The organism is Pseudomonas sp. 3JA (assembly GCF_036961705.1).
In the GTDB taxonomy this organism is placed as follows: Bacteria; Pseudomonadota; Gammaproteobacteria; order Pseudomonadales; family Pseudomonadaceae; genus Aquipseudomonas; species Aquipseudomonas fluorescens_Q.
Genome location: NZ_JBAMDJ010000050.1, coordinates 22015 through 43208 on the forward strand (window position 1 = coordinate 22015; position 21194 = coordinate 43208).

The 21194-nt window shown below is 60.1% G+C and carries 20 protein-coding genes; 17 read left to right on the forward strand and 3 right to left on the reverse strand.

The features are described from left to right. Positions 1-139 precede the first annotated feature (139 nt). The 12 genes from V7773_RS26880 to V7773_RS26935 all read left to right on the forward strand — a co-directional run bounded on the left by V7773_RS26880 (position 140) and on the right by V7773_RS26935 (position 10503). Positions 140-1468 carry a hypothetical protein gene (locus tag V7773_RS26880; protein WP_336076145.1) on the forward strand — a complete coding sequence of 443 codons (1329 nt, stop codon included), beginning with the start codon at positions 140-142 and terminating at the stop codon, positions 1466-1468. Between the two features lie 412 nt (positions 1469-1880). Continuing rightward, complete coding sequence (locus tag V7773_RS26885; protein ID WP_336076146.1) at positions 1881-3062, forward strand: winged helix-turn-helix domain-containing protein; 1182 nt, start codon at positions 1881-1883, stop codon at positions 3060-3062. Further along, positions 3059-3532 (forward strand): transglycosylase SLT domain-containing protein, encoded by a 474-nt coding sequence (locus V7773_RS26890; protein WP_063322242.1) that lies wholly within the window; start codon positions 3059-3061, stop codon positions 3530-3532. The genes V7773_RS26885 and V7773_RS26890 overlap by 4 nt, the downstream gene beginning before the upstream one ends. A 119-nt stretch (positions 3533-3651) precedes the next feature. Beyond that, the gene (locus V7773_RS26895) at positions 3652-4830 is read left to right on the forward strand and encodes a PrgH/EprH family type III secretion apparatus protein (RefSeq protein WP_336076147.1); all 1179 of its coding nucleotides are present in this window, start codon (positions 3652-3654) and stop codon (positions 4828-4830) included. Positions 4831-4833: 3 nt separating this feature from the next. Continuing rightward, positions 4834-5094 (forward strand): type III secretion system needle filament subunit SctF, encoded by a 261-nt coding sequence (gene sctF, locus V7773_RS26900; RefSeq protein WP_072340799.1) that lies wholly within the window; start codon positions 4834-4836, stop codon positions 5092-5094. 60 nt (positions 5095-5154) lie between these two features. Then, positions 5155-5463 carry a type III secretion system inner rod subunit SctI gene (gene sctI, locus V7773_RS26905; protein ID WP_336076148.1) on the forward strand — a complete coding sequence of 103 codons (309 nt, stop codon included), beginning with the start codon at positions 5155-5157 and terminating at the stop codon, positions 5461-5463. Then, entirely contained in the window at positions 5460-6179 is a 720-nt protein-coding gene (locus V7773_RS26910; protein WP_336076149.1) for an EscJ/YscJ/HrcJ family type III secretion inner membrane ring protein, read from the forward strand. Before sctI ends, V7773_RS26910 begins: the two co-directional genes overlap by 4 nt. Continuing rightward, positions 6166-6732, forward strand: coding sequence for a secretion system protein (locus tag V7773_RS26915; RefSeq protein ID WP_336076150.1), 567 nt, complete (start codon positions 6166-6168; stop codon positions 6730-6732). Before V7773_RS26910 ends, V7773_RS26915 begins: the two co-directional genes overlap by 14 nt. After that, positions 6704-7414, forward strand: coding sequence for an oxygen-regulated invasion protein OrgB (locus V7773_RS26920; RefSeq protein ID WP_336076151.1), 711 nt, complete (start codon positions 6704-6706; stop codon positions 7412-7414). The genes V7773_RS26915 and V7773_RS26920 overlap by 29 nt, the downstream gene beginning before the upstream one ends. After that, the gene (locus V7773_RS26925) at positions 7404-7832 is read left to right on the forward strand and encodes a hypothetical protein (RefSeq protein ID WP_336076152.1); all 429 of its coding nucleotides are present in this window, start codon (positions 7404-7406) and stop codon (positions 7830-7832) included. Before V7773_RS26920 ends, V7773_RS26925 begins: the two co-directional genes overlap by 11 nt. Before the next feature lie 194 nt (positions 7833-8026). Beyond that, positions 8027-9385: a hypothetical protein gene (locus tag V7773_RS26930; RefSeq protein WP_336076153.1), complete on the forward strand. Its 1359-nt coding sequence runs from the start codon at positions 8027-8029 to the stop codon at positions 9383-9385. Between the two features lie 98 nt (positions 9386-9483). Continuing rightward, positions 9484-10503, forward strand: coding sequence for a quinone-dependent dihydroorotate dehydrogenase (locus V7773_RS26935; protein ID WP_336076154.1), 1020 nt, complete (start codon positions 9484-9486; stop codon positions 10501-10503). Between the two features lie 321 nt (positions 10504-10824). Here V7773_RS26935 and rmf read toward each other — a convergent pair whose 3' ends face one another. Further along, entirely contained in the window at positions 10825-11040 is a 216-nt protein-coding gene (gene rmf / locus V7773_RS26940; protein ID WP_003223300.1) for a ribosome modulation factor, read from the reverse strand. A gap of 531 nt (positions 11041-11571) precedes the next feature. Between rmf and rlmKL the strand changes: the two genes are divergently transcribed. Both rlmKL and V7773_RS26950 read left to right on the forward strand, forming a co-directional pair. Continuing rightward, on the forward strand, positions 11572-13842 hold the full coding sequence (gene rlmKL / locus V7773_RS26945; protein WP_336076155.1) for a bifunctional 23S rRNA (guanine(2069)-N(7))-methyltransferase RlmK/23S rRNA (guanine(2445)-N(2))-methyltransferase RlmL: 2271 nt from the start codon (positions 11572-11574) through the stop codon (positions 13840-13842). 142 nt (positions 13843-13984) lie between these two features. Beyond that, positions 13985-16369, forward strand: coding sequence for a sensor domain-containing diguanylate cyclase (locus tag V7773_RS26950; RefSeq protein WP_336076156.1), 2385 nt, complete (start codon positions 13985-13987; stop codon positions 16367-16369). A gap of 281 nt (positions 16370-16650) precedes the next feature. On the opposite strand, the gene dacB is transcribed toward V7773_RS26950, so the two are convergent. Beyond that, a complete protein-coding gene (dacB, locus tag V7773_RS26955) occupies positions 16651-18117 on the reverse strand; it encodes a D-alanyl-D-alanine carboxypeptidase/D-alanyl-D-alanine endopeptidase (protein WP_336076157.1) in 1467 nt (488 codons plus the stop codon). Positions 18118-18164: 47 nt separating this feature from the next. On the opposite strand from dacB, the gene V7773_RS26960 reads away from it, so the two are divergent. Further along, a complete protein-coding gene (locus V7773_RS26960; RefSeq protein WP_336076158.1) occupies positions 18165-18359 on the forward strand; it encodes a hypothetical protein in 195 nt (64 codons plus the stop codon). After that, complete coding sequence (locus V7773_RS26965) at positions 18349-18690, forward strand: YggL family protein (RefSeq protein ID WP_063322231.1); 342 nt, start codon at positions 18349-18351, stop codon at positions 18688-18690. The genes V7773_RS26960 and V7773_RS26965 overlap by 11 nt, the downstream gene beginning before the upstream one ends. 96 nt (positions 18691-18786) lie before the next feature. Here V7773_RS26965 and V7773_RS26970 read toward each other — a convergent pair whose 3' ends face one another. Next, on the reverse strand, positions 18787-19977 hold the full coding sequence (locus V7773_RS26970; protein WP_063322230.1) for a benzoate/H(+) symporter BenE family transporter: 1191 nt from the start codon (positions 19975-19977) through the stop codon (positions 18787-18789). Between the two features lie 375 nt (positions 19978-20352). On the opposite strand from V7773_RS26970, the gene V7773_RS26975 reads away from it, so the two are divergent. Continuing rightward, positions 20353-21117 carry a GntR family transcriptional regulator gene (locus tag V7773_RS26975; protein WP_003183531.1) on the forward strand — a complete coding sequence of 255 codons (765 nt, stop codon included), beginning with the start codon at positions 20353-20355 and terminating at the stop codon, positions 21115-21117. The last annotated feature ends 77 nt before the right edge of the window (positions 21118-21194 follow it).

Genomic DNA, 21194 nt, shown 5'->3' on the forward strand with positions numbered 1-21194 from the left:
GTTCAGTATTTAAAGTGCGTAAGGTGATTTTTGGAGTCGAAGTGATGAAGTTGGAGTGTTGTTGGTTTGGTCGTGTGTGTTGTGTTTTTGCAGTCTGATAGATATTTGTTTAGGTTGTATTTCTGATTGTGGGTGGCTAATGTTAATTGATTTTTCTAGTGTTGCACCAAGGCCGGTGGTCGATAGTTCGGCAGGGGCTGATGGTTTAAATCGCTCGTCCTCAATCAGTCGTGAGGTTCTTACCACTAGTAACGGTCCGGCTGTGTTGTCTGTAGGGCGGGGTTCGGACCCAAGTGGGTGCCCTTTAAGATTGGCTGAGAGTGTGTGCGGTACTTCTCAAATTAATGAAAATAATGCAAAGGATGTTCTGGAATACTTAAAAGGATTGCCGAAATCGGAAAATACTTTTCAAGCACGCTTGGCTTGTTTGCGGGCTGATCCTTCATTGGAGACATGGCAGGCACTTACTTATATTTCGAATGAGGAGTTGATTGCTCAGAAAGCGCTTGGTTTTTTTGAATTCAAAGAGTTTCTAGGGCGTGCGGGTGTTTGGCTGCCAGAGATTGAAAATGTAAATCACAATATCATTAATAATTTGCTTGTCAGGGCTGCGGATGAGTGTTCTGGATCTTTTGTAGAGCTTATGCTAGGGGGTGGGGAGGTAAATGCAAGCGATCTGGTTATCGCACGTGGAGCTCCCGCTGTTGGTAAGAGCAGTTACTTGGCAAATCGCTACGCTGTGGCTCCCGATGAGGCTAAATCTATGATTCGTGATCGAGTACAAGGTTTAACTAATGATCAAGTCCATTTTCAAGGAACGACGATAGTTCAGCGATTTGAACATGCTCTGATGGAGCGGTTCTCATTGGTCTTTACGTCGGACGCTTTGTATCTCACAGTGGATGCTGTTGAGAATAAACTCAATGCGATGGTTGATAGTGGTAAAGGTCAGAAAGTTTCCGTGCGCGACATTCAGGTGGATTTGGTTACTTTGTGTTGTCGAGTATTGAAGAGAGGAGGTAATGAGCCTCGAATGACGTTCGGAGCAGTGAGTAACTTCGCTAAAAGTGCAGTGCTGAATCGGCAGGCAATTATTGATCTTTTGGAGCAAAAAAATGATTTGATTAAGGATTATTCTCTTTTGGTCTGGGAGGCTGGGAAATATATTGAGGTCGCTCGTTTTAGTCCTGAGGAAGGAAAAATAGTTGCGGTGGATCAAGATTTGTTTGAAAAGTATGTGACCTCTAAATATAACGATAATGAAACAGAAGCTGCTCGTGGTGCTGTTATAGATGAGGGTTTTATGATGTCTGTCGTAGAAGGTCTTGAGGCTCCGGAGGCTCAACGATTTTTGACTGCTTTAAAGGTGTATGAGGGTAAGACGTTGGAAGAAGCGATGCATATTCATTCGCGCAGCCTAAGTGCAGATCCAACTATAGGGAGTAGAGTGCTAAAAGGATTGTTTTAGACTGTAGATGGTTTTTATCTGAGGGTGGCCGTGAGATTGGTTTTTAGCCGTCGTGATCACCTCGTGCAGGCTATCTGTAAACTGATGAGGGGGCATTTTTCTATAACTATAGGCTCTACAGATGGGGTGGTATGACTGGCTGCTCTATGCTATTTGCCATTCTGGAAACTAATACCTTACAGTTTTTGTCGTGGTTTCCTACATGAGTATGCCTGGAAGCCCTACGGAATCCCCCCACACATCTTCCTATAGTCACGCAGCTCGCCATCCCGAGCCTGCCCACCCGGCAGGCTCAATCGCGCTTCAGTAACTTTCTATAGAGAAGTCCCAGAGTATGGACAGTGCAACTGATCAAACGTCGGTGAAGTCATTCGTTTTTGACCACTGGCTATTGCAAAGCGATGGAACGCTGATGCGAGATGGACAAGGAGTTCATGTACCACCCAAAGAGCTGCACGTACTGCGCCTGTTGTTGACGTCGGCGGGTACGGTCGTCAGTAAGGATTATTTGCTGGACCATGTCTGGCCCAGGATGGATGCGGCGGAGGAGTCGTTGACACGCTGCATCTACGCTTTGCGCAAGTTGCTCAAGGAAAACAAGGATTACATTGCGACGGTCTACGGCCAGGGCTATCGATTCACCGGTTCAGTGGTTGAACTCGACGTGCCGAGTCAGACGGGGGCGGTGGCGCCTTCGCTGGCTGTTTTACCTTTTCGCCACCTGGACGAGACGGCGGCGCTGGATCTGCAGGATGTGCTGATCCGTCAGTTGACCACCGCGTTTGGCGAGGCTTTGCGTGTGATGCCCTCGGGGGTGATCGCGACCTATGGGGCACCGGAGGATGTGCGCTCACTGGCCGGGCGGTTGGCGGCGGATTACTGCTTGAGTGGGCGGTTCGTCGGTTCGGGCGGGCAGCGACTTTGGTCGGTGGAGTTGATTCGTGGCAGCGACCAGGCGCTGGTCCATGGGCAGACGCTGGACGCCCATGATCCTGGCGAGGCCCTGGGCGCATTGACCTGCCTGGTGGCCCAGCGTGTCGCCGGGTTGCGTCCGGTCGGTGATCGTTGTGGGTCGTACCCGGTGGCGGTGGCGTATCTCAATGGGCTGTGCAGCGTGCAGCAGCACACGGCGCAAAGCCTCGGCGATGCCGCTGTGCTGTTTCGCCAGTGTTTGAAACTCGATGCCGGCTACGCGCCGCCCTGGTGCGGTTTGGCGGATGTGTGGTTGGGGCAGGCGCTGATGGGCCTGGGTGACCAGAAACGCGCCATCGAAGAGGCGCATTCAGCGGTTTCCAATGCCTTGGCGCTGGACCCCGGCAGTCTCCCGGCCTTGACGCGCCTGGCGTTGCTCACCAGTTTGCGTGGCTGCGAGGAGGCGGCCCAGGTGTTGTTCCGACGCTGCCTGTTGTCGGCGGATCAGGCTGACGTGCTGTATTTTCATGCTTGGCATCATTGGTTCTGGCGGCGCAACGAGCAGGCGGCGCAGTTGATCGACCAGTGTCTGCGGCATGACCCCGGTTGTGTCCGGGCGCAGATCTTGCGCGGGCGTATTCACGAACAGCTGACGTGGATCAGCGAGCGGCGCCTGGCATGAGGCGGCGCAGAAGCAAGTGGTTATGCGTGCCGATGTGTCTGGGCCTGGGGCTTGGCATGGCCCAGGCGCACGCCTGGTGCTGGAGCAGGGCGGGGCAGTTGCATGCCATCGAACCCGAGCTGCTGCAAGCGATTGCCGATGTTGAATCCGGGCAGCGGCCAGACGCAATCAACCACAACCGCAACGGCACCCGCGATATCGGGCTGATGCAGATCAACAGCATCCACCTGCCCCGATTGAATGCCCAAGGCATTACCGAGCAGCGTCTGCTGGATGAGCCGTGCCTGTCGGTGGAAGTCGGTGCCCAGGTGCTGGCCGAATTCATCGCCCGCTACGGCTACAACTGGACGGCGGTCGGCGCCTACAACGCCGGCCATTCGCCTCACCGTCAAGCGGCGCGGCTTCGCTATGCCCGCAAAGTCTGGAAACGCTATCAGGCGTTCACCCAGGCGCGAATGGCAGCACCGTGAGCCGGGCCGCTCCAGGGATTCTGATCCTTTGCGGGAGGCAATCGGCAGATTTGCATCAGGAACCCTGGGGCCGGCCTTTCTAACCTGCCTGCTCATTTGACTGCCCTGGAGTTAGGACGGTGACAGTTCCGACGGCCCTCCCTCTACAGCCCTGCGTCTTGCGGATACTCAATGGCCCGTTGCAAGGCTGTGAGTTCCCGCTGGGTGAAGGCGCGACCCTGTTCGTGGTGGGGGCTGTGGATGTGCTCGGGGACGGCGTCCGTTCTGCCAGCGTTCCGGCTGAAACCATCTTCGTTCCCCTGGAGGACGGTGGCTGCAATTTCGAGGTGCTGGCCGACCAGGCCACGGCGGACGGTGTGCCGTTGCGGTTGCTCGGCGATTCGGTGGAGGTACGCCATTGTGCCTTCCAGGCCAGGGTGCAGATCGGCAGCCTGCAAATCGTCTTGCGTCCTGAACACCAACCGTGGGCGCCCGAATGCCTGGGTCAAGCACCCGAGACGCCGTCCAATGCCAGCGCTCTCGACAGTTGGCGGGCCCCTTGGATGCGCTGGGGCGCCGGCGGTCTGGCGCTGATTGTTCTGGTTACCGTGATGGGGCTTTGGTCGATGCCGGGGCCTGCGCCGGAAACCGATATTCGCGCGTTGATCAGCGGCGGCAGTGCCGAGGTTCAGGTGCTGTCGGGGCGCGATCATTCGGTCTACGTCTTTGTGTCTTCCGAACGCGATGCCGGTTGGAGCCGACAGGTGCTGACGCGCCACAACGCCCTGAACGGCAAGGTGCTGATGAGGGACCAGGAGCGTGGTCGACTGGAGCAGGTGCTGATCGATCACGATCCGCAACTGGCCTGGCACTTCCTGGACCTCAAGGACCCGTCGACGCCGCGGCTGCTGCTCAGCACCCAGCGCAACCTGCTCACGCCGGACAAGCAAGCGCAACTGCTCGATGTGCTACTCGCGGCGGCCCCTTATGCCCGCGACGTCGTGGTGCAGATGCAGGATGACAGGCTGCTCGCCGACCTGGCGCAGGGCGGCTTGCAACGCCTGGCCCTGGCCTTCAACCGGATCGAGCACGCGGACAGTGTCACGTTCGCCGTCGAGGGCAACCTGCAGGATTCCGAACTGGCCGCCACTCGCCAGTATGTCGACCGCTTTTACCGGCAGTGGGGTGATCGCTACGTGCATTTCACTGTCGAGCTCAAGGACGACGCGCTCAAGGGCCTGTCGTTTCAAACCGGCCCACAGGGCTACGTCAAGACGAGTGCTTCGTCCTGGTTTTTTCCAAACAGACACAATAGGTGAGCAATGGCTGGTATCGGTTTACCCATCACATTTCCCGACGACTTTCTCGGCGAGCAAGCTGCTGCGTTCGAACTCGGTGCACAGAAACTCAAGGACGTCCTGGATAAAGCGCTGGAGGACCTGAAAAAAGATGCCTCTGACCCTGGGCTGCTAGCGGCCTATCAGACCGCGTTTTCCTCCTACACGGTCTTTCGCAACGCCCAGACCAACACCATCAAGGGCTTCAAGGACATCGACATGGCGATCATCCAAGCGGCCCGCTGACGCTGGTTTTTTTCGACTGGCCATCGCCGTGACGATGGCCATTTTTCATGAGTGCATCCTATGTCCATCCTCAGTGTTTCCCCTTCGCTCGTTCACGGCTCGACCTTCGTTGAGCTGCGCGGTCCGCAGGAAGGCCCGGTCGTGTCACTTGAATCGCGCTTGATCGAGGCGTTTGCCGGTTCCGCTGTGGACAGCGGCCAGGAAGTCGCCGCGATCAATCAGTTGCTGCTGCGTCCGGATATCAGCGACCCTGAAGTATTGGCCCAGTTGCAGGAGATGACCGGGCAATACAACGTCGACATCAACTTGCTCAACGTGCTGGTGCGCAAGGCCGTAGGCACGACAGAAACCTTGTTGCGTGCGTCATGAAAGCGGGCGTGGTGTTGCTGCTGTTGGGCCTGGCGCTGGCGGGGTGTCGCCAACCGAGCCTGCTTGAAGGGCTGGATCAGCAGCAGGCCAATGAAGTGCTTTCGGTCTTGCAACGCAACAACATCGCGGCGGTGAAAGTCGACGCCGGCAAAGCCGGTTATGCGGTGAAAATCGATCAGTTGGATTTTTCCGCCGCCGTCGATCTGCTCAACCTTTATTCGTTGCCGTCCCGGCCACGCCTGCAAGTCGCGGAGATGTTTCCCGCCGATTCCCTGGTGGCCTCGCCCCGCGCGGAAAAGGCCCGGTTGTATTCGGCGTTGGAGCAACGCATCGAACAGTCGCTGGCGGTGCTCGAAGGCGTGGTTTCCGCGCGGGTGCATGTCAGTTATGACCTGGATGCCGGTGAAGGCGGGCGCAAGTCGCCGCCGATCCATCTCTCGGCGGTGGTGTTGCATGAGCGCGATGTCGAACCGCAATTGCTGATCACCGACATCAAGCGTTTTCTCAAGAACAGTTTTGCGGCGGTGGAGTACGAGAACGTCTCGGTGGTGCTGTCCAAGCGCGCGCCCATCCAGCATGTCGCGCCAACGGTTATCGCAGCTCAGGGGCGTCCGAGTTGGCCGTGGTGGCTGGCGCTGATCGGCGGGTCGCTGTTGGCCGCTGGTGCCTGGGCCTATCGTCAGGCAAATGCAGGGCGGCCTGATGACGGACGTTGACTGCTTGCAGCAGATTCTCGCGGAGCCTTTGGGGTATCTGCATCCTCAGCGCCTGGTGGTGCCCGCGGGATTCGAGGGGGCCGAGGCGCGGAGCCTGCTCAACCGGATCGTGCTCGAAGGACTGGCGATGCAAGGGCCTTGGCCATCGATGCCACTGACCGGCGTGGCGAAACAATGGGTTCGTCACTGGCGACGATTGCCTTATATCGCCTTGCTGATGGGCGCTTATCGTTTGATGCCCGAGCTGGCACGAGGCGCTGCGCTGGGTTGCCTGCCGATGTCGGTTCGTCGTTTCGCGAGTTACAGCTTAGGGGGGCGAGGCGGTCTGCCGATCGACCGCTCACCTGTTGCCGTGGCCCAGGTTGAAGCGGCTGGCCTCAATGCGCTGTGGGGCTGGCACGAACAGGTTCCCGCCGCGCTGCTCGATCGCCTGGCATTGCAATTTTCCGAGGCGGTCGTGCGTTTGCATCGGCAATGGCCGCTCACGAAACCCGATCCAAGCCTGTTCTTTCTGGCGGTGCAGCATGCTCGACTCTATCCGCTCCCTGACTGACCTGCCTGTGGGCGAGGACGCGCGCCTGGCGCGTGAGGACATCGCCGCTGCCCGTCGCCGCCAGCGCTTGCAGCGTGAGGCCCAACGCCGCGCCCGCGAGTGTGTCGAGCAGGCCCGGCGCGATGCCGAAGCGCTGCATGCCCAGGCGTTTCAGCAGGGCTATGCCGAGGGCATTCTGCGCGCCGCTGGGCAACTGGCGGACGGTTTGCTGAAGTCGCAAACCCTGGGCCTGCAATTGCGCCACGCGCTGGCTCGGGCCGCGCATGATCTGCTGGCCCAAGCCTTGAGCCAGCCGCAATGGCTGGATGAAATGCTGGAACGTTGGCTGGCCGCACACCCGGTCGATTCGACCGCAGTCCTGCAGGTGCTGTTGCCGCTGCATTGCCGCCCGCGCGGCCATGAACTGCGGGACAGTTTGCGCAAGCAATGGGCCGGCGAACTGATCCTGGAATATCACCCGCAGGAGCGCTATGTGCTGCGGCTGGCGGATCAACTGCTGGAATTCGACGTTGAAACGATCCAGGAACGGTTGGCGCCCAGGTTGCTGGCGAGCATCGCCGCCCTGCCGGAGTCGGTTCGCGCTCTGGACCAGGCATCGTTACAGACCCTGACGGACTTGTGCTCAAGCTTCGTCGAGCACCCCACCGATTCCACGGCAACCGAGGTTCACCATGAAGATTGAAACCATGAGCGGTTCCAGCACGCTGGATCGCAGCGTCAGTCCGGCGGTGGAGACGCTGGAAGCGCGCCTGCTGGCTGCTGGTGAGCAAAGCAAACGTCCGGACCCTGAGTTCGAGCACTTGTATCAATTGCTGCTGGCCATGGAAGGGCAGGGCGAGAAGGCGATTCATGAGTTTCTTCGCACACTGCGCGGGGCGGACGGGGAAACCGCTGCGTACCCCACCGCCATGGCATTGAAGACGATCACGCAACAGGTACTGGTTCGGTTGAAGGACGAGGGCCTGGAAAAGTCGCAGCTTTATAAGGAAGTCCGCGGGGCCAATGGCCTGGCGTTTGCCATGGAAGTCTATGTATTGGGCGTCATGCGCGATGTGTTTCAGCCGATGGGGGATGACGCTTGGGAGAAGAGTGAGTGGTGATTGAAGCCACGCCTCTCTGGAAGGCCTGCGAAGAAAGCTTGATCGTTCCCACGCTCCCGCGTGGAAACGCCGCCAGGGACGCTCCGCGTTCCGCTTCTGGAAGGTGACGCAGAGCGTCACGGGATGCATTCCCACGCAGAGCGTGGGAACGATCAAAATTTGACTGTTGGTATAACTACAAGGAGAAATTGACCATGCAAATTACAGGAGGGGCTGGCATACCCGTTGCTGCTCGGGACGACTTTGTTTCAGTTTCAAATACCTCGGCAAGGCCTTTAGCGAGGCTTGACCCTGCAATGTTGAACGTGACGGGGTTTCAACCGAGCCAGATGGGATCACCCTGGGAAGTTAAAGCGGCTTTTGAGCTTATCAGTCGCGCAACGGAATCTCCCTTTCGGGAGTGCGATCTGGGAGAGGAAGATCTAGACACGAAGTTTCAAATTGAACGCTTTATTGAATCAGCTGAAATGCCCCCTGAGTCTGAAAGCAGCGGAATTTTTAATTTAATCGGCGAAGGGAGCGCTACAGGCGCCGAAGGCCGTATAGATCGATTGAAAGCTGTGCTCGAGGCCGGCCTGGAACTGCTCGAAGCCGCCAAAGGGCCAGGGCTCAACCTGCTGAATGTCGCCGGGCACACGGGGATGATCATTGCGCTGGCCACCGGTTTGCGTCAGTACGTTGGCTATCTCGTCGAGCAGGCTATGCGCGAAGGTGATACACCTGAGGCCGCTCGGACATGGGCGACCGTTGCGCTGGCAATGATAGGGCCAGCGTTGACGCTGATGGGGGCTGTCCACAGGGAGGTTGCAGGGGAGGCGACCTGGAAGTCTCGGGCGGGGAGTCTTTTCATGGCGATTGCTGTATTTGGAAGCACGCTCGGGGCCGTTCTCACGGGAGCGGCGGCAAAGCTTTTCCCTACAATAGCCGGCGGAGTCGTCTACATCATGGCCCGGGCGCTGGCTCAGTCCTTCTTCACTTTGAAAGACAACGCAGGTCCCGCGAACGCAGCGGTAACCGGGGTTACAGCTGCGGCTTATGGCGCGGTTCAATTTGCGTTGGCAGAACTGGGTAAGGCCATGCCATTGAGTGGTCCTGCCAGGGCAGCCGAGGGGCTTGGTTACAATTTCGGGGCGGACGTTATTCAAGCCGCGCTGAATGCTCTCGGAATGATAGCCGATGTAGCTACCTTCACTGCCTGCAAAAGTTTGGATGTGCTATCACGCAAGTTAGGGCCGGATTCGGTCTTTTCTGATCCGGAGTCTTTACAACAGATGGCCCTGGAGGTACGCGCTGGTGTTCAGTGGCCCACCAGAACGCAATTGGCCGATGCATTCATAAAAGTTGCAGGGGCACGCCTTTCGTTTGGGCACACTGTCAGCCTGTTCGTAGGTGCGGCAGCAGCTTTGTTGAGTGAGTCCGAGATCGGTGAGGATGCCCAGGGCCATGTTCTCAATGGCTGTTTCGCCGTAATGATGATGCTTCTTTACTTTCCACTCATTTTTACCAACCTAAAGGCAACCGGCCGAACCTTTACTCTGGACAGTACGCCTTGATCCAGCCCCAAGAGCGAGCAGCCATAGGTTGCTCGCTCCTGTCCCTTTACCCCGGCTATAATCCCCGCCTCATTTCGTCGATCGAGTCAAACCCACCCATGTACACCCTGGCCCGTCAGCTGCTGTTCAAACTTTCCCCGGAAACCTCCCACGATCTGTCCCTGGACCTGATTGGCGCGGGTGGACGTTTGGGCCTCAACGGTTTGCTGTGCAAGGCGCCGGCGAACCTGCCAGTGACGGTCATGGGCCTGGAATTCCCCAACCCGGTCGGGTTGGCGGCAGGGCTGGACAAGAACGGTGCGGCCATCGACGGGTTCGCCCAACTGGGTTTCGGTTTCGTGGAAATCGGCACCGTCACCCCGCGCCCGCAGCCGGGTAATCCCAAGCCACGGCTTTTCCGTCTGCCCGAGGCCGAGGCGATCATCAACCGCATGGGCTTCAACAACCTGGGCGTCGACAATCTGCTGGCCCGGGTGGCCGCGGCCAAGTACAAGGGCGTGCTGGGCATCAACATCGGCAAGAATTTCGACACCCCGGTGGAGCGCGCCGTTGACGATTACCTGATCTGCCTGGACAAGGTCTACGCCCACGCCAGCTACGTGACCGTCAACGTCAGCTCGCCGAACACCCCGGGGCTGCGCAGCCTGCAATTCGGCGACTCCCTCAAGCAACTGCTGGCCGACCTGGCCCGGCGACGCGCCGAGCTGGCGGTGATGCATGGCCGGCATGTGCCGCTGGCGATCAAGATCGCCCCGGACATGACCGACGAAGAAACCACCCAGGTCGCCCAGGCCCTGATCGAGACGGGCATGGACGCGGTGATCGCCACCAACACGACCCTGGGTCGCGAAGGCGTCGAAGGTCTGGAGCACAGTGACGAGGCGGGTGGGTTGTCGGGAGCGCCGGTGCGTGACAAGAGCACTCATACCGTGAAGGTGCTGGCCGCCGAGCTGGCGGGGCGCTTGCCGATCATTGCGGCGGGTGGGATTACCGAAGGCCGGCATGCTGCCGAGAAAATCACCGCCGGGGCGAGCCTGGTGCAGATTTATTCGGGCTTTATCTATAAAGGACCGGCGCTGATCCGTGAGTCGGTGGATGCGATCGCGGCGTTGCGTTGACTTAGAGGCTGGGTGGAACCTTGTGGCGAGGGAGCTTGCTCCGCTGGATGTGGCGAGGGAGCTTGCTCCCGCTGGACTGCGCAGCAGTCCTGATGCCTGGCTCACCGTGCAATGGCTTTTTGGGGCTGCTGCGCAGCCCAGCGGGAGCAAGCTCCCTCGCCACAACAGTGTTCGCAGCTCAGGCAATGACATAAAGCCCAGGCATTAAAAAGGGCTCCTCGAAGGAGCCCCCTGGGCCGTAGCCCGCCGTCCGGATGGGACGTGCGTGGTTAAATCGATATGGGTGTCAAATTGTCGAGTTCTTGAGTATTAAGCCCTGTGTCAGCCGACGGCGTGAAGTTCGTTGAGTCTATGGATACCCGCAGTGCCGGTCATACCGTCCCAGTTGTCGCCGCGTCCTTCTCGCCAGCCATTGATCCAGGCTTGACGTACCGACGGTAGAGTAAAGGGGCAAAGCTCACGGGATTTACCACCAACGCCATATTGGTAACCGCGTAAAAATGCTCTTTCCAACGGATCACGCTTAAGTCTTCTCATAGGGTGTTGCCCTCACTTGTTGACTGTTGCTTAGCGTCGACCTCTATCGAGGCCGGGGCAGAATCATTCTGCCGTTGGTGGCTCGTTGCCGGCGTGACGAGCCGAGGTGTTGACGCCGTTGCGACGTCAACCTGTGTTGAGTTCTAACCAAAGCGTCACATGGATGGAATGATCGTTTTGTCATAAGCACGTAACAATAAAGATGTTAGGGCGATAAGTAACTTGATGTTCGTTGACCGCTTTTGAGCAAGACCCCTGTATGATCGGCCCTGCGCCGAAAGGGGTAGGTCTGGCTCGGATGAGAATGTCCTCCCGTTGCACTCGGGTACTATTCGACGAAAGGGTCGAGTTTTCACAATTTGTTGCACAGATTTTTTTTTCTGCCTTCGCATCTAAGCTCTTTTAACCTGAGCGGCGAGGGTGGCACGGCACACTTTCGTGCCACACGGGTGTTCTTGAGAAAAGCACCTGATTGAACCTGGCCCGGCAATGCGTTGCCCGGTCCACTTAGCCAAAGGCTCTGGAATCCCCATGTCCGATCGTTTCGAACTCTTCCTCACTTGCCCCAAGGGCCTCGAAGGCCTGCTCATCGAGGAAGCCGTCGGGCTTGGCCTTGAAGATGCGCGCGAGCACACCTCGGCGGTGCGCGGCATGGCCGACATGGAAACGGCCTATCGCCTATGCCTGTGGTCGCGCCTGGCCAACCGCGTGCTGCTGGTGCTCAAGCGCTTCCCGATGAAGGACGCCGAAGACCTCTATCACGGCGTGCTGGACGTTGACTGGCAAGACCACATGCTGGCCGATGGCACGCTGGCGGTGGAGTTCAGTGGCCACGGCTCGGGCATCGACAACACCCATTTCGGCGCCTTGAAAGTCAAGGACGCCATCGTCGACAAGCTGCGCACGCCGTCGGGCGAGCGACCGTCCATCGATAAGCTCAACCCCGACCTGCGCATCCACCTGCGCCTGGACCGCGGCGAAGCGATCCTCTCCCTCGACCTCTCCGGCCACAGCCTGCACCAGCGCGGTTATCGCCTGCAGCAAGGTGCCGCGCCGCTGAAGGAAAACCTCGCCGCCGCGATCCTGATCCGCGCCGGTTGGCCGCGCATTGCCGCTGAAGGCGGGGCACTGGCCGACCCAATGTGCGGTGTGGGCACGTTCCTGGTAGAAGCCGGGATGATCGCCGCCGACATGGCGCCGAACCTGCGTCGCCAGCAGTGGGGCTTTACCGCCTGGCTCGGCCACGTGCCGGCGCTGTGGAAGAAACTCCACGAAGAGGCCACCGCTCGTGCTGAGGCCGGGTTGGCCAAGCCACCGTTGTGGATTCGCGGCTACGAAGCTGACCCACGGCTGATTCAACCGGGCCGCAACAACGTCGAACGTGCCGGCCTGAGCGAATGGATCAAGATCTATCAAGGCGAAGTCGCCACCTTCGAGCCGCGTCCGGACCAGAACCAGAAGGGCCTGGTGATCTGCAACCCGCCGTACGGCGAGCGCCTGGGCGATGAAGCCAGCCTGCTTTACCTCTACCAGAACCTCGGCGAGCGTCTGCGCCAGGCCTGCCTGAACTGGGAGGCGGCGGTGTTCACTGGCGCGCCGGACCTGGGCAAGCGCATGGGCATTCGCAGTCACAAGCAGTATTCGTTCTGGAACGGCGCCTTGCCGTGCAAATTGCTGCTGATCAAGGTGTTGCCGGACCAGTTCGTCACGGGCGAGCGTCGCACCCCGGAACAACGTCAGGCCGAGCGCGAGCAGGCCGCCTACGATCAGGCCCCGGAAGTCCCGCAAGAGCGCCAGTACAACAAGAACGGTAACCCGATCAAACCGGCCCCGGCGCCAGCCCCCGTCGTGGAGCAGGCGCGGTTGAGCGAAGGCGGGCAGATGTTCGCCAATCGCCTGCAAAAGAACCTCAAGTTGCTGAGTAAGTGGGCCAAGCGTGAAGGGGTGGACTGCTACCGGGTCTACGATGCCGACATGCCGGAATACTCCATGGCCATTGACCTGTACCACGATTGGGTACACGTCCAGGAATACGTCGCGCCAAAATCCATCGACCCGGAAAAGGCTTCGGCCCGGTTGTTCGACGCCCTGGCGGCGATTCCCCAGGCGCTGAACGTGGATAAGAGCCGCGTGGTGATCAAGCGTCGCGAGCGTCAGAGCGGCACCAAGCAGTACGAGCGCCAGAGTGCTCAGGGCAAGTTCACCGAGGTCAACGAAGGTGGCGTGAAGCTGCTGGTCAACCTCACCGATTACCTGGACACCGGACTGTTTCTCGACCATCGACCGATGCGCCTGCGGATCCAGAAAGAGGCCGCCGGCAAGCGCTTCCTCAACCTGTTCTGCTATACCGCGACCGCCAGCGTCCATGCGGCCAAGGGCGGGGCGCGGAGCACCACCAGTGTCGACCTGTCGAAAACCTACTTGGATTGGGCACGCCGCAACCTGTCGCTCAATGGTTTTTCGGACAAGAACCGTCTGGAGCAGGGCGACGTGATGGCTTGGCTTGAGGCCAGCCGTGACGAGTACGACCTGATCTTCATCGACCCGCCGACCTTCTCCAACTCCAAGCGCATGGAAGGCATCTTTGACGTGCAGCGTGACCATGTCCAATTGCTGGACCTGGCCATGGCGCGCCTGGCGCCTGGCGGCGTGCTGTATTTCTCCAACAACTTCCGCAAGTTCCAGCTCGAGGACAACCTCGGCGAGCGTTATGCGGTGGAAGAGATCACCGCCAAGACGATTGATCCGGATTTTGCCCGCAACGGCAAGATCCACCGCGCCTGGAAGATCATGGCGCGTTGAGTCGGGGCTGATTGGATCCACGAAGCCTTGTAATTCAAGGCTTCTAGCCTCGTTGGGGACTGGCTAAAGTGATGGCGAATAGCTATAACTTAGGCTGTGTCCAGGGCTGTGCCTATGCCTGGTTCCTTTCTGAGTTGTGTTTATGGCATTGCATCAGGTGCGTCCCAGGATCCTGGGCTTTATCAGCGAAGACGTGTCGGCCTGGCTGGTCGCTTCGCTGGTCCTGCTGGCCGGTATGTTCCTGACCGGGTTGCTGACTTGGGCGATGATGAATCTGTTCCACCAGCAACTGCGCCAGCGCTTCGAGCTGCAAGCCGAGGAGCGTTTCAGCCGCATCGAGGAACACTTCCAGGACCAGGAGCAACGCCTCGACAGCCTCAGGCGTTTCTTTGCCAACTCTGAAGATGTCTCCAACAACGAATTCCGTGGTTACGCTGACGTGCTATTGCGCCGTATCCGGGCGTTCGCCTGGGCGCCCAGGGTGCTGCGCGACGAACGGCAATCGTTCGAACGACAAGCGCAAGCCGACGGGGCCACTCAATTCACGATCCGCGAGCCGGACGGTAGCGGTGGCCTGCGACAGGCCGCCGAACGGGATGAATACGCACCGCTGCGCTACATCCAGAGCCAGGCTTCCTACGGGACACCGCTGGGCCTGGACCTGCTTTCCGAATCCTTGCGCCGTGCCACCGTTGAGCGGGCCCGCCAGCGAGGCGGGCCGGTGGTTTCGCAGCCATTGGACCTGATGGGCGCCGACCCGGTATTTGCCCGGGGGGTACTGTTGGTCGCGCCGGTCGTCCGGGAGTCGGCCAGCGAACCGTTCGGGTACGTGGTGGCGGCCATCAGCATGCGCCAACTGGCGGGTGACGGGCTGCCAGCGTCCAGTCACGACAATCTGTCGATGCGTGTCATGGACCTGTCTACCGAAAACGCGGAGGAGGCGCTGTTCGAATCCCACAACCCGCCGGGCCGTAGCGATTTGTCGGCGACTCGCCTGTTGCGCCTGGCCGATCGCGACTACCGGGTGGAGTTGCGGCCCAGCCGGGTGTTCCTGTCCACCAATCATTCTTCGGTCACCAGCATGGTGATACTCGGCGGTTTGCTCAGCCTGCTGCTCAGCGTCTTGCTCTATGTACTGGTCAGCCAGCGGCAGCGGGCCTTGAAACTGGTAGAGCAACGCACCCGTGAACTGCGCGCCCGGGAGCAGGAGCTGCGCGGTACCCATGGGCAGTTGCGTGGTGTGCTGGATGCCGCGACTCAGGTCGCGATCATCGCCACGGACCTGCGCGGCGTCATCACCACCTTCAACGCCGGTGCCGAGCAGATGCTCGGCTACCCGAGCTGCGAGGTCCTGCAGAGCATGACCCTGGAAAACCTGCATGTACCGCGTGAACTCCAGGCCCGCGCCGCCCAACTCGGCGCGCGCTTTGGCAAGCCGATTCCGGCGTGCCACGCGATGTTGCTCGAGGGCGGCGAACAGGGCGGGCAACAGGCGCGGGAGTGGACCCTGGTGCGCCGCGATGGCAGCCACCTGACCGTGAACATGCTCGCCACACCGATGCTCGATGACCAGGGGTTGTGGATCGGGCACCTGGCGATCTGCATCGACATCACCGAACGCAAGCGCGTCCACGAAGCGTTGGCTGCCCGTGATGTGTTGCTGAAAAAGCTCAGTGCCCACGTGCCCGGGGGGATCTACCAGTTCAAAATGGATTTCAACGGTCGCTTCAGCGTGATCTATGCCAGCGACGGCATTCGCGACATCTATGAGTTGGAACCCGATGTGTTGGTGCAGAACGCCGAGGCGATTTTCTCGCGCATTCACCCGTTGGACAGCACGCGTGTCCGCGCTTCGATTCGCGCTTCGGCCCACACCTTGAGCCCGTGGCGGGAAGAGTACCGGGTGCAACTGCCCTTGCGCGGCCTGCGTTGGGTACGCGGCGAGGCCACGCCCGAGGAACTGCCCGGCGGCGGGGTGTTGTGGCACGGGTATATCTCGGATATTTCCGACCTCAAGCGCGTGGAAGAAGAACTGCGGGCCTTGTCCGTGACCGATGCCCTGACCGGTATTCGCAATCGCCGCTATTTCCAGGAGCGCCTGACTTCGGAGATGGCTCGGGTCGAGCGCGGTTCCGGAGGACTGGCGGTCATCATGCTCGACATTGACCACTTCAAGCGCATCAACGACCAGCATGGCCACGCAGTGGGCGACCGGGTGTTGCAGGCCGTCTGCCAGCGTGTCGCCCAACGGTTGCGGCGCACCGATGTGTTCTGCCGGCTGGGGGGCGAAGAGTTCGTGGTGCTGTGCCCGGACACTGACAGCGACAGCGCCTACACCTTGGCATTGGAGCTGTGGGAAGGCTTGCGGGCGGCGCCCATCGAGGGCGTGGGGTTTGTCACCGCCAGCTTCGGTATCGCCACCTGGCGCGCCGGGGAGGGCGCCGATGCGTTGCTGCTAAGGGCTGACTCGGGCGTGTATGCGGCCAAGCAGGCCGGGCGGGATCGGGTTGAGGTGCAGTTGGGTTAGCCACTTAGGCTGGGTATATGGTAGTGCCGTTCAGTTAAGGATGGTTTGAATCATAGTGGCGAGGGGATTTATCCCCGTTGGGCTGCGCAGCAGCCCCAAAAGACTGAATGTAACCAACCCGGCATACTTCGGTGGCTGGGTTCAGGGCCGCTTCGCAGCCCAGCGGGGATAAATCCCCTCGCCACAGATTCATCGAATGCCTTATGTGAACAGCATTATGGGTATATGGGGCGAAGTGTGGGAGCGAGCAAGCCCGCTCCCACAGTTGATCTCTGGCGGAATTAGAGCACCGAAGCCGTCTGCGGCAGTTTCGGCTGGCGGTACAGGTCCAGCAGCACCTGGTCCAGCACCGACGAAGCGCCCCAAGGTTTCGGATCGTTGAGAATCGCCACCACCGCCCAGGTGTTGCCATTGATGTCACGGCTGTAGCCGGCGATGGCGCGGACGGTGTTCAGGGTGCCGGTCTTGACATGGGCTTCGCCGGCCATGGCGGTGGTCTTCAGGCGTTTGCGCATGGTGCCGTCGGTGCCGGCAATCGGCATCGAACTGATGAACTCGGCCGAGTACGGGCTGCGCCAGGCGGCTTGCAGCATGGCCGCCATTTCCCGGGCGCTGACCCGTTCGGCGCGGGACAGGCCGGAGCCGTTCTCCATCACCAGGTGCGGCGCGGTGATGCCTTTCTTGGCCAACCACTGGCGCACCACCCGTTGCGCGGCCTTGGCGTCATCACCGTCGGCTTCGTTACGGAACTGTGCGCCGAGGCTCAGGAACAACTGCTGGGCCATGGTGTTGTTACTGTATTTGTTGATGTCGCGGATGATCTCCGCCAGGTCCGGGGAGAATGCTCGGGCCAGCACCTTGGCGTTGCTCGGGGTCGCGGCCAGGCGGTCCGTGCCCTGGATGCTGCCGCCCAGCTCTTTCCAGATCGCCCGCACCGCTCCTGCGGTGTAGGTAGCATGGTCCAGCAGCGACAGGTAGGTCTGGGAGCTGCAACCGTCACCGAGCTGGCCGCCGACGGTCACCGTCACGCTGCCGTCCGTCTGGGCCACCGGGTTGTAGCGCACACCGCCGGCGCATTGCTTGGCGTTGACGGCCTTGACCTGATTGTCGATGCGAATGCTCGCAATTGGCGGCTCCACCGACACCAGTACCCGGCCGCCGTCATTGCGGGCGACGAAGCGCAGGGCCTTGAGGTTGACCAGCAACGAGTCGGGCTTGACCAGGAACGGTTTGTTTTCGTCGTTGCCGTCGTCGTTGAATTCGGGCAGTTGCGGCTGGATGAAGAAGCCGCGGTCCAGCACCAGGTCGCCGGTGACCTGCTGCACACCGTTGGCCCGCAGGTCGCGCATCAGCAGCCAGAGTTTTTCCATGTTCAGCTTGGGATCGCCGCCGCCCTTGAGGTACAGGTTGCCGTTGAGGATCCCGCCGCTGAGAGTGCCATCGGTGTAGAACTCGGTTTTCCACTGGTGATTGGGGCCGAGCATTTCCAGGGCCGCGTAGGTGGTCACCAGTTTCATGGTGGACGCTGGATTGACCGAAACGTCGGCGTTGTACAGGGTCGGAGTGCCGGGGCCATTGAGCGGCACCATCACCAGGGACAGGGCGTCATTCTGCAGTTTGCTGGCCTTGAGGGCTTTTTGCACATTGGGCGACAGGGCAGTGTTGATCGTGGCGGCGTGGGCGGTGACAGGGAGGGCCAGGGGAAGAAGAAGGCTGGCCAGAAGCAGTGGACGCAAAGATTTGATCATTTGTAATAAAACCCTACGGGCGAGGGGGAAAAGACGAGGACATGAAAATGAACGCCCTCAACGGTCATGAAAGTGTCGGCATTATGCCCCAAGCCGCAACGGCTGGGGCCGTGCCTGAGCCCTTCGGCCGCTATTTTTTACCGACGGTAGGTCGATACGCCCGATCAGTCGGGCAATCGGCGCACCAAACTGGTAAAGTGCCGGCCGTTATTACTTATGAGGATTGTTCCAATGGCGACTAACCGTTCCCAGCGTCTGCGCAAAAAACTGTGCGTGGATGAATTTCAAGAGCTGGGTTTCGAACTGAACCTGGATTTCAAAGAAGATCTGGCCGATGAGGCTATTGACGCTTTCCTCGACGCTTTCCTGAAAGAAGCCATGGAAGCCAACGGCCTGGGCTACGTCGGCGGCGACGACTACGGTCTGGTTTGCCTGCAGAAGCGTGGCTCGGTTTCCGAAGAGCAGCGCGCTACCGTTGAAGCCTGGCTCAAGGCGCGTCCTGAGCTGACCAGCGTTGAAGTGAGCCCGCTGATGGACGTCTGGTACCCGGAAAAGCCGATCAATCAGAAGTAAGCTGCAAGCTTCGAGCGGCAAGTCCAAGCGCTTGAAGCTTGAAGCTTGAAGCTTGAAGCTTGAAGCTTTGATCGTTCCCACGCAGCGTGGGAACGATCAATCCTTGCGCCAGTTCAGGATCAGCAAGGTCAACACCCCCGCCACAATCCCCCAGAACGCCGAACCGATGGAGAACAGCGTCAGCCCCGACGCCGTGACCATGAAGGTGATCAGCGCCGCTTCCCGTTCCTTCACTTCGCTCATGGCGATGCTCAAGCCATTGATGATCGACCCGAACAGCGCCAAGGCCGCGATGGACAGCACCAGCTCCTTGGGCAGCGCCGCGAACAACGCCGCCAGCGTGGCGCCGAATACCCCGGCAATCCCGTAGAAGACCCCGCACCAGACCGCCGCCGTGTAGCGCTTGTTGCGATCTTCGTGGGCGTGGGGGCCGGTACAGATCGCCGCGCTGATGGCCGCCAGGTTGATGCCGTGGGAGCCGAACGGCGCCAGCAGTAGCGAAGCGATGCCGGTGCTGGTGATCAGCGGCGAGGCCGGTACGTTGTAGCCGTCGGCCCGCAGCACGGCGATGCCGGGCATGTTCTGCGAGGTCATTGCCACCACGAACAACGGAATGCCGATGCTGATGGTGGCCGCCAGGGAAAAGTGCGGCGTGGTCCACACCGGTGTCGCGACTTCCAGGGCAAAGCCGCTGAAGTCCAGCAGCCCCAACAGGCCCGACAGCGCCGTACCGATCAACAATGCCGCCAGTACCGCATAGCGGGGCGACAGGCGCTTGACGATCAGGTAGGTGAAAAACATCCCCAGCACCAGGCCGGTGCGATGCTGGGTGGCGACAAAGATCTCGCTGCCGATCTTGAACAGGATCCCCGCCAGCAACGCCGCCGCCAGCGAGGCCGGGATGCGCTTGACCAGGCGCTCGAAACTGCCGGTCAGGCCACAGATCGTCACCAATACTGCACAGGTGATATAGGCGCCGATGGCCTCGCCATAACTCACGCCACCCAGACTGGTGATCAGCAGCGCTGCGCCGGGTGTCGACCAGGCGATGGTGATCGGTGTGCGATAGCGCAGCGATAGCCCGATGGAACACACCGCCATGCCGATGGAAATTGCCCAGATCCACGAAGAAATCTGTCCGCTGGTCAGCCCGGCTGCCTGCCCGGCCTGGAACATCAGCACCAGGGAACTGGTGTAGCCGGTCATCATCGCGATGAACCCGGCGACGATGGCCGAGGGTGAGGTGTCGGCGAATGGACGAAGTGGCGTGGTCGTGACTTCGGTCATGGTGGACGATGATCCTTATTATAAATTGGCAGAATCTGAAGCAGCCCGGTGGCGAGGGAGCTTGCTCCCGCTGGGTGGCGCAGCCGCCCCAAAACCAGCCGATGCGGTGGGTCAGGCCATACGGCGTCGGTCCGTTTGGGCGTGCTCCGCACGCCAGCGGGAGCAAGCTCCCTCGCCACAGGGTTTTGGTTTTAAGCCTAAACTCAACGCAGTAGCCGATTGCAATACAGCCATGCCCGCAAACAGCCGTACAGTCGTGTTGCCATCAGAGGTTGTGTACAATCGCCGTGTCATTTACGCGATACTTGCCAGCGACCCGCTGTGCCGTATTACAGTCACGGTCAATTCGCCGCCGTTTTCCCGACCCGAGTGCCCATGAACGAACAGTTGCAACCCCTCAAGAAACAACCGCGAGCCGGTAAAGCCGGCCGCAGCGGAACCCAGGACGATATTGTCTATGCGCATATCTTCGAGGCTATCCTCGAACAACGCCTGGCGCCCGGTACCAAGTTGAGCGAAGAGGCACTGGGGGAGATTTTCGGAGTCAGCCGCACGATCATTCGTCGGGCGCTGTCACGCCTGGCCCACGAAGGCGTGGTGTTGCTGCGGCCCAACCGCGGCGCCGTGGTGGCCAGCCCGAGTGTCGAAGAGGCTCGCCAGGTCTTCATGGCCCGGCGCCTGGTGGAAAGGGCGATCACCGAATTGGCGGTGCAGCATGCCACGGCTGAACAATTGGCTGAGCTGCGGCAGATGGTCAGCGACGAACGCGACAGTTTCTCCCGTGGCGACCGCGGCGCCGGCATCCGTTTGTCGGGCGAGTTCCACCTCAAGCTGGCCGAAGCGGCGAAGAACGCCCCGCTGATCAGCTTCCAGCGCAGCCTCGTGTCCCAGACATCGCTGATCATCGCCCAGTACGAAAGCGGCAACCGTTCCCACTGTTCCTATGACGAACACACTCAGTTGATCGACGCCATCGAGGCCCGCGATGCCACACTGGCCGTCGACCTGATGATGCATCACATGGACCACATCGATAGCAAGCTCAACCTCGACGAGGAAAGCGCTTCGGATGACTTGCATGCGGTGTTCTCGCATTTGTTGCAGAGCAAGAAACCGGGGCGGTCGACCGCTAAGCTTTGAGGGGTTGAATCAGCCTGATCGTTCCCACGCTCTGGGAACGCAGCCCGGGACGCTCCGCGTCCCAAAAGCCGAACGCA

Coding starts and splice junctions, on each gene's coding strand:
- V7773_RS26925 (WP_336076152.1), top strand. CDS start 7,404: ATGAAGATTGAAACCATGAGCGGTTCCAGCACGCTGGATCGCAGCGTC.
- V7773_RS26965 (WP_063322231.1), top strand. CDS start 18,349: ATGGCGACTAACCGTTCCCAGCGTCTGCGCAAAAAACTGTGCGTGGAT.
- V7773_RS26960 (WP_336076158.1), top strand. CDS start 18,165: ATGAACGCCCTCAACGGTCATGAAAGTGTCGGCATTATGCCCCAAGCC.
- V7773_RS26975 (WP_003183531.1), top strand. CDS start 20,353: ATGAACGAACAGTTGCAACCCCTCAAGAAACAACCGCGAGCCGGTAAA.
- V7773_RS26885 (WP_336076146.1), top strand. CDS start 1,881: ATGCGAGATGGACAAGGAGTTCATGTACCACCCAAAGAGCTGCACGTA.
- V7773_RS26920 (WP_336076151.1), top strand. CDS start 6,704: ATGCTCGACTCTATCCGCTCCCTGACTGACCTGCCTGTGGGCGAGGAC.
- dacB (WP_336076157.1), bottom strand. CDS start 18,117: ATGATCAAATCTTTGCGTCCACTGCTTCTGGCCAGCCTTCTTCTTCCC.
- V7773_RS26930 (WP_336076153.1), top strand. CDS start 8,027: ATGCAAATTACAGGAGGGGCTGGCATACCCGTTGCTGCTCGGGACGAC.
- V7773_RS26880 (WP_336076145.1), top strand. CDS start 140: ATGTTAATTGATTTTTCTAGTGTTGCACCAAGGCCGGTGGTCGATAGT.
- sctI (WP_336076148.1), top strand. CDS start 5,155: ATGTCCATCCTCAGTGTTTCCCCTTCGCTCGTTCACGGCTCGACCTTC.
- sctF (WP_072340799.1), top strand. CDS start 4,834: ATGGCTGGTATCGGTTTACCCATCACATTTCCCGACGACTTTCTCGGC.
- V7773_RS26890 (WP_063322242.1), top strand. CDS start 3,059: ATGAGGCGGCGCAGAAGCAAGTGGTTATGCGTGCCGATGTGTCTGGGC.
- V7773_RS26935 (WP_336076154.1), top strand. CDS start 9,484: ATGTACACCCTGGCCCGTCAGCTGCTGTTCAAACTTTCCCCGGAAACC.
- V7773_RS26915 (WP_336076150.1), top strand. CDS start 6,166: ATGACGGACGTTGACTGCTTGCAGCAGATTCTCGCGGAGCCTTTGGGG.
- V7773_RS26950 (WP_336076156.1), top strand. CDS start 13,985: ATGGCATTGCATCAGGTGCGTCCCAGGATCCTGGGCTTTATCAGCGAA.
- V7773_RS26970 (WP_063322230.1), bottom strand. CDS start 19,977: ATGACCGAAGTCACGACCACGCCACTTCGTCCATTCGCCGACACCTCA.
- V7773_RS26910 (WP_336076149.1), top strand. CDS start 5,460: ATGAAAGCGGGCGTGGTGTTGCTGCTGTTGGGCCTGGCGCTGGCGGGG.
- rmf (WP_003223300.1), bottom strand. CDS start 11,040: ATGAGAAGACTTAAGCGTGATCCGTTGGAAAGAGCATTTTTACGCGGT.
- rlmKL (WP_336076155.1), top strand. CDS start 11,572: ATGTCCGATCGTTTCGAACTCTTCCTCACTTGCCCCAAGGGCCTCGAA.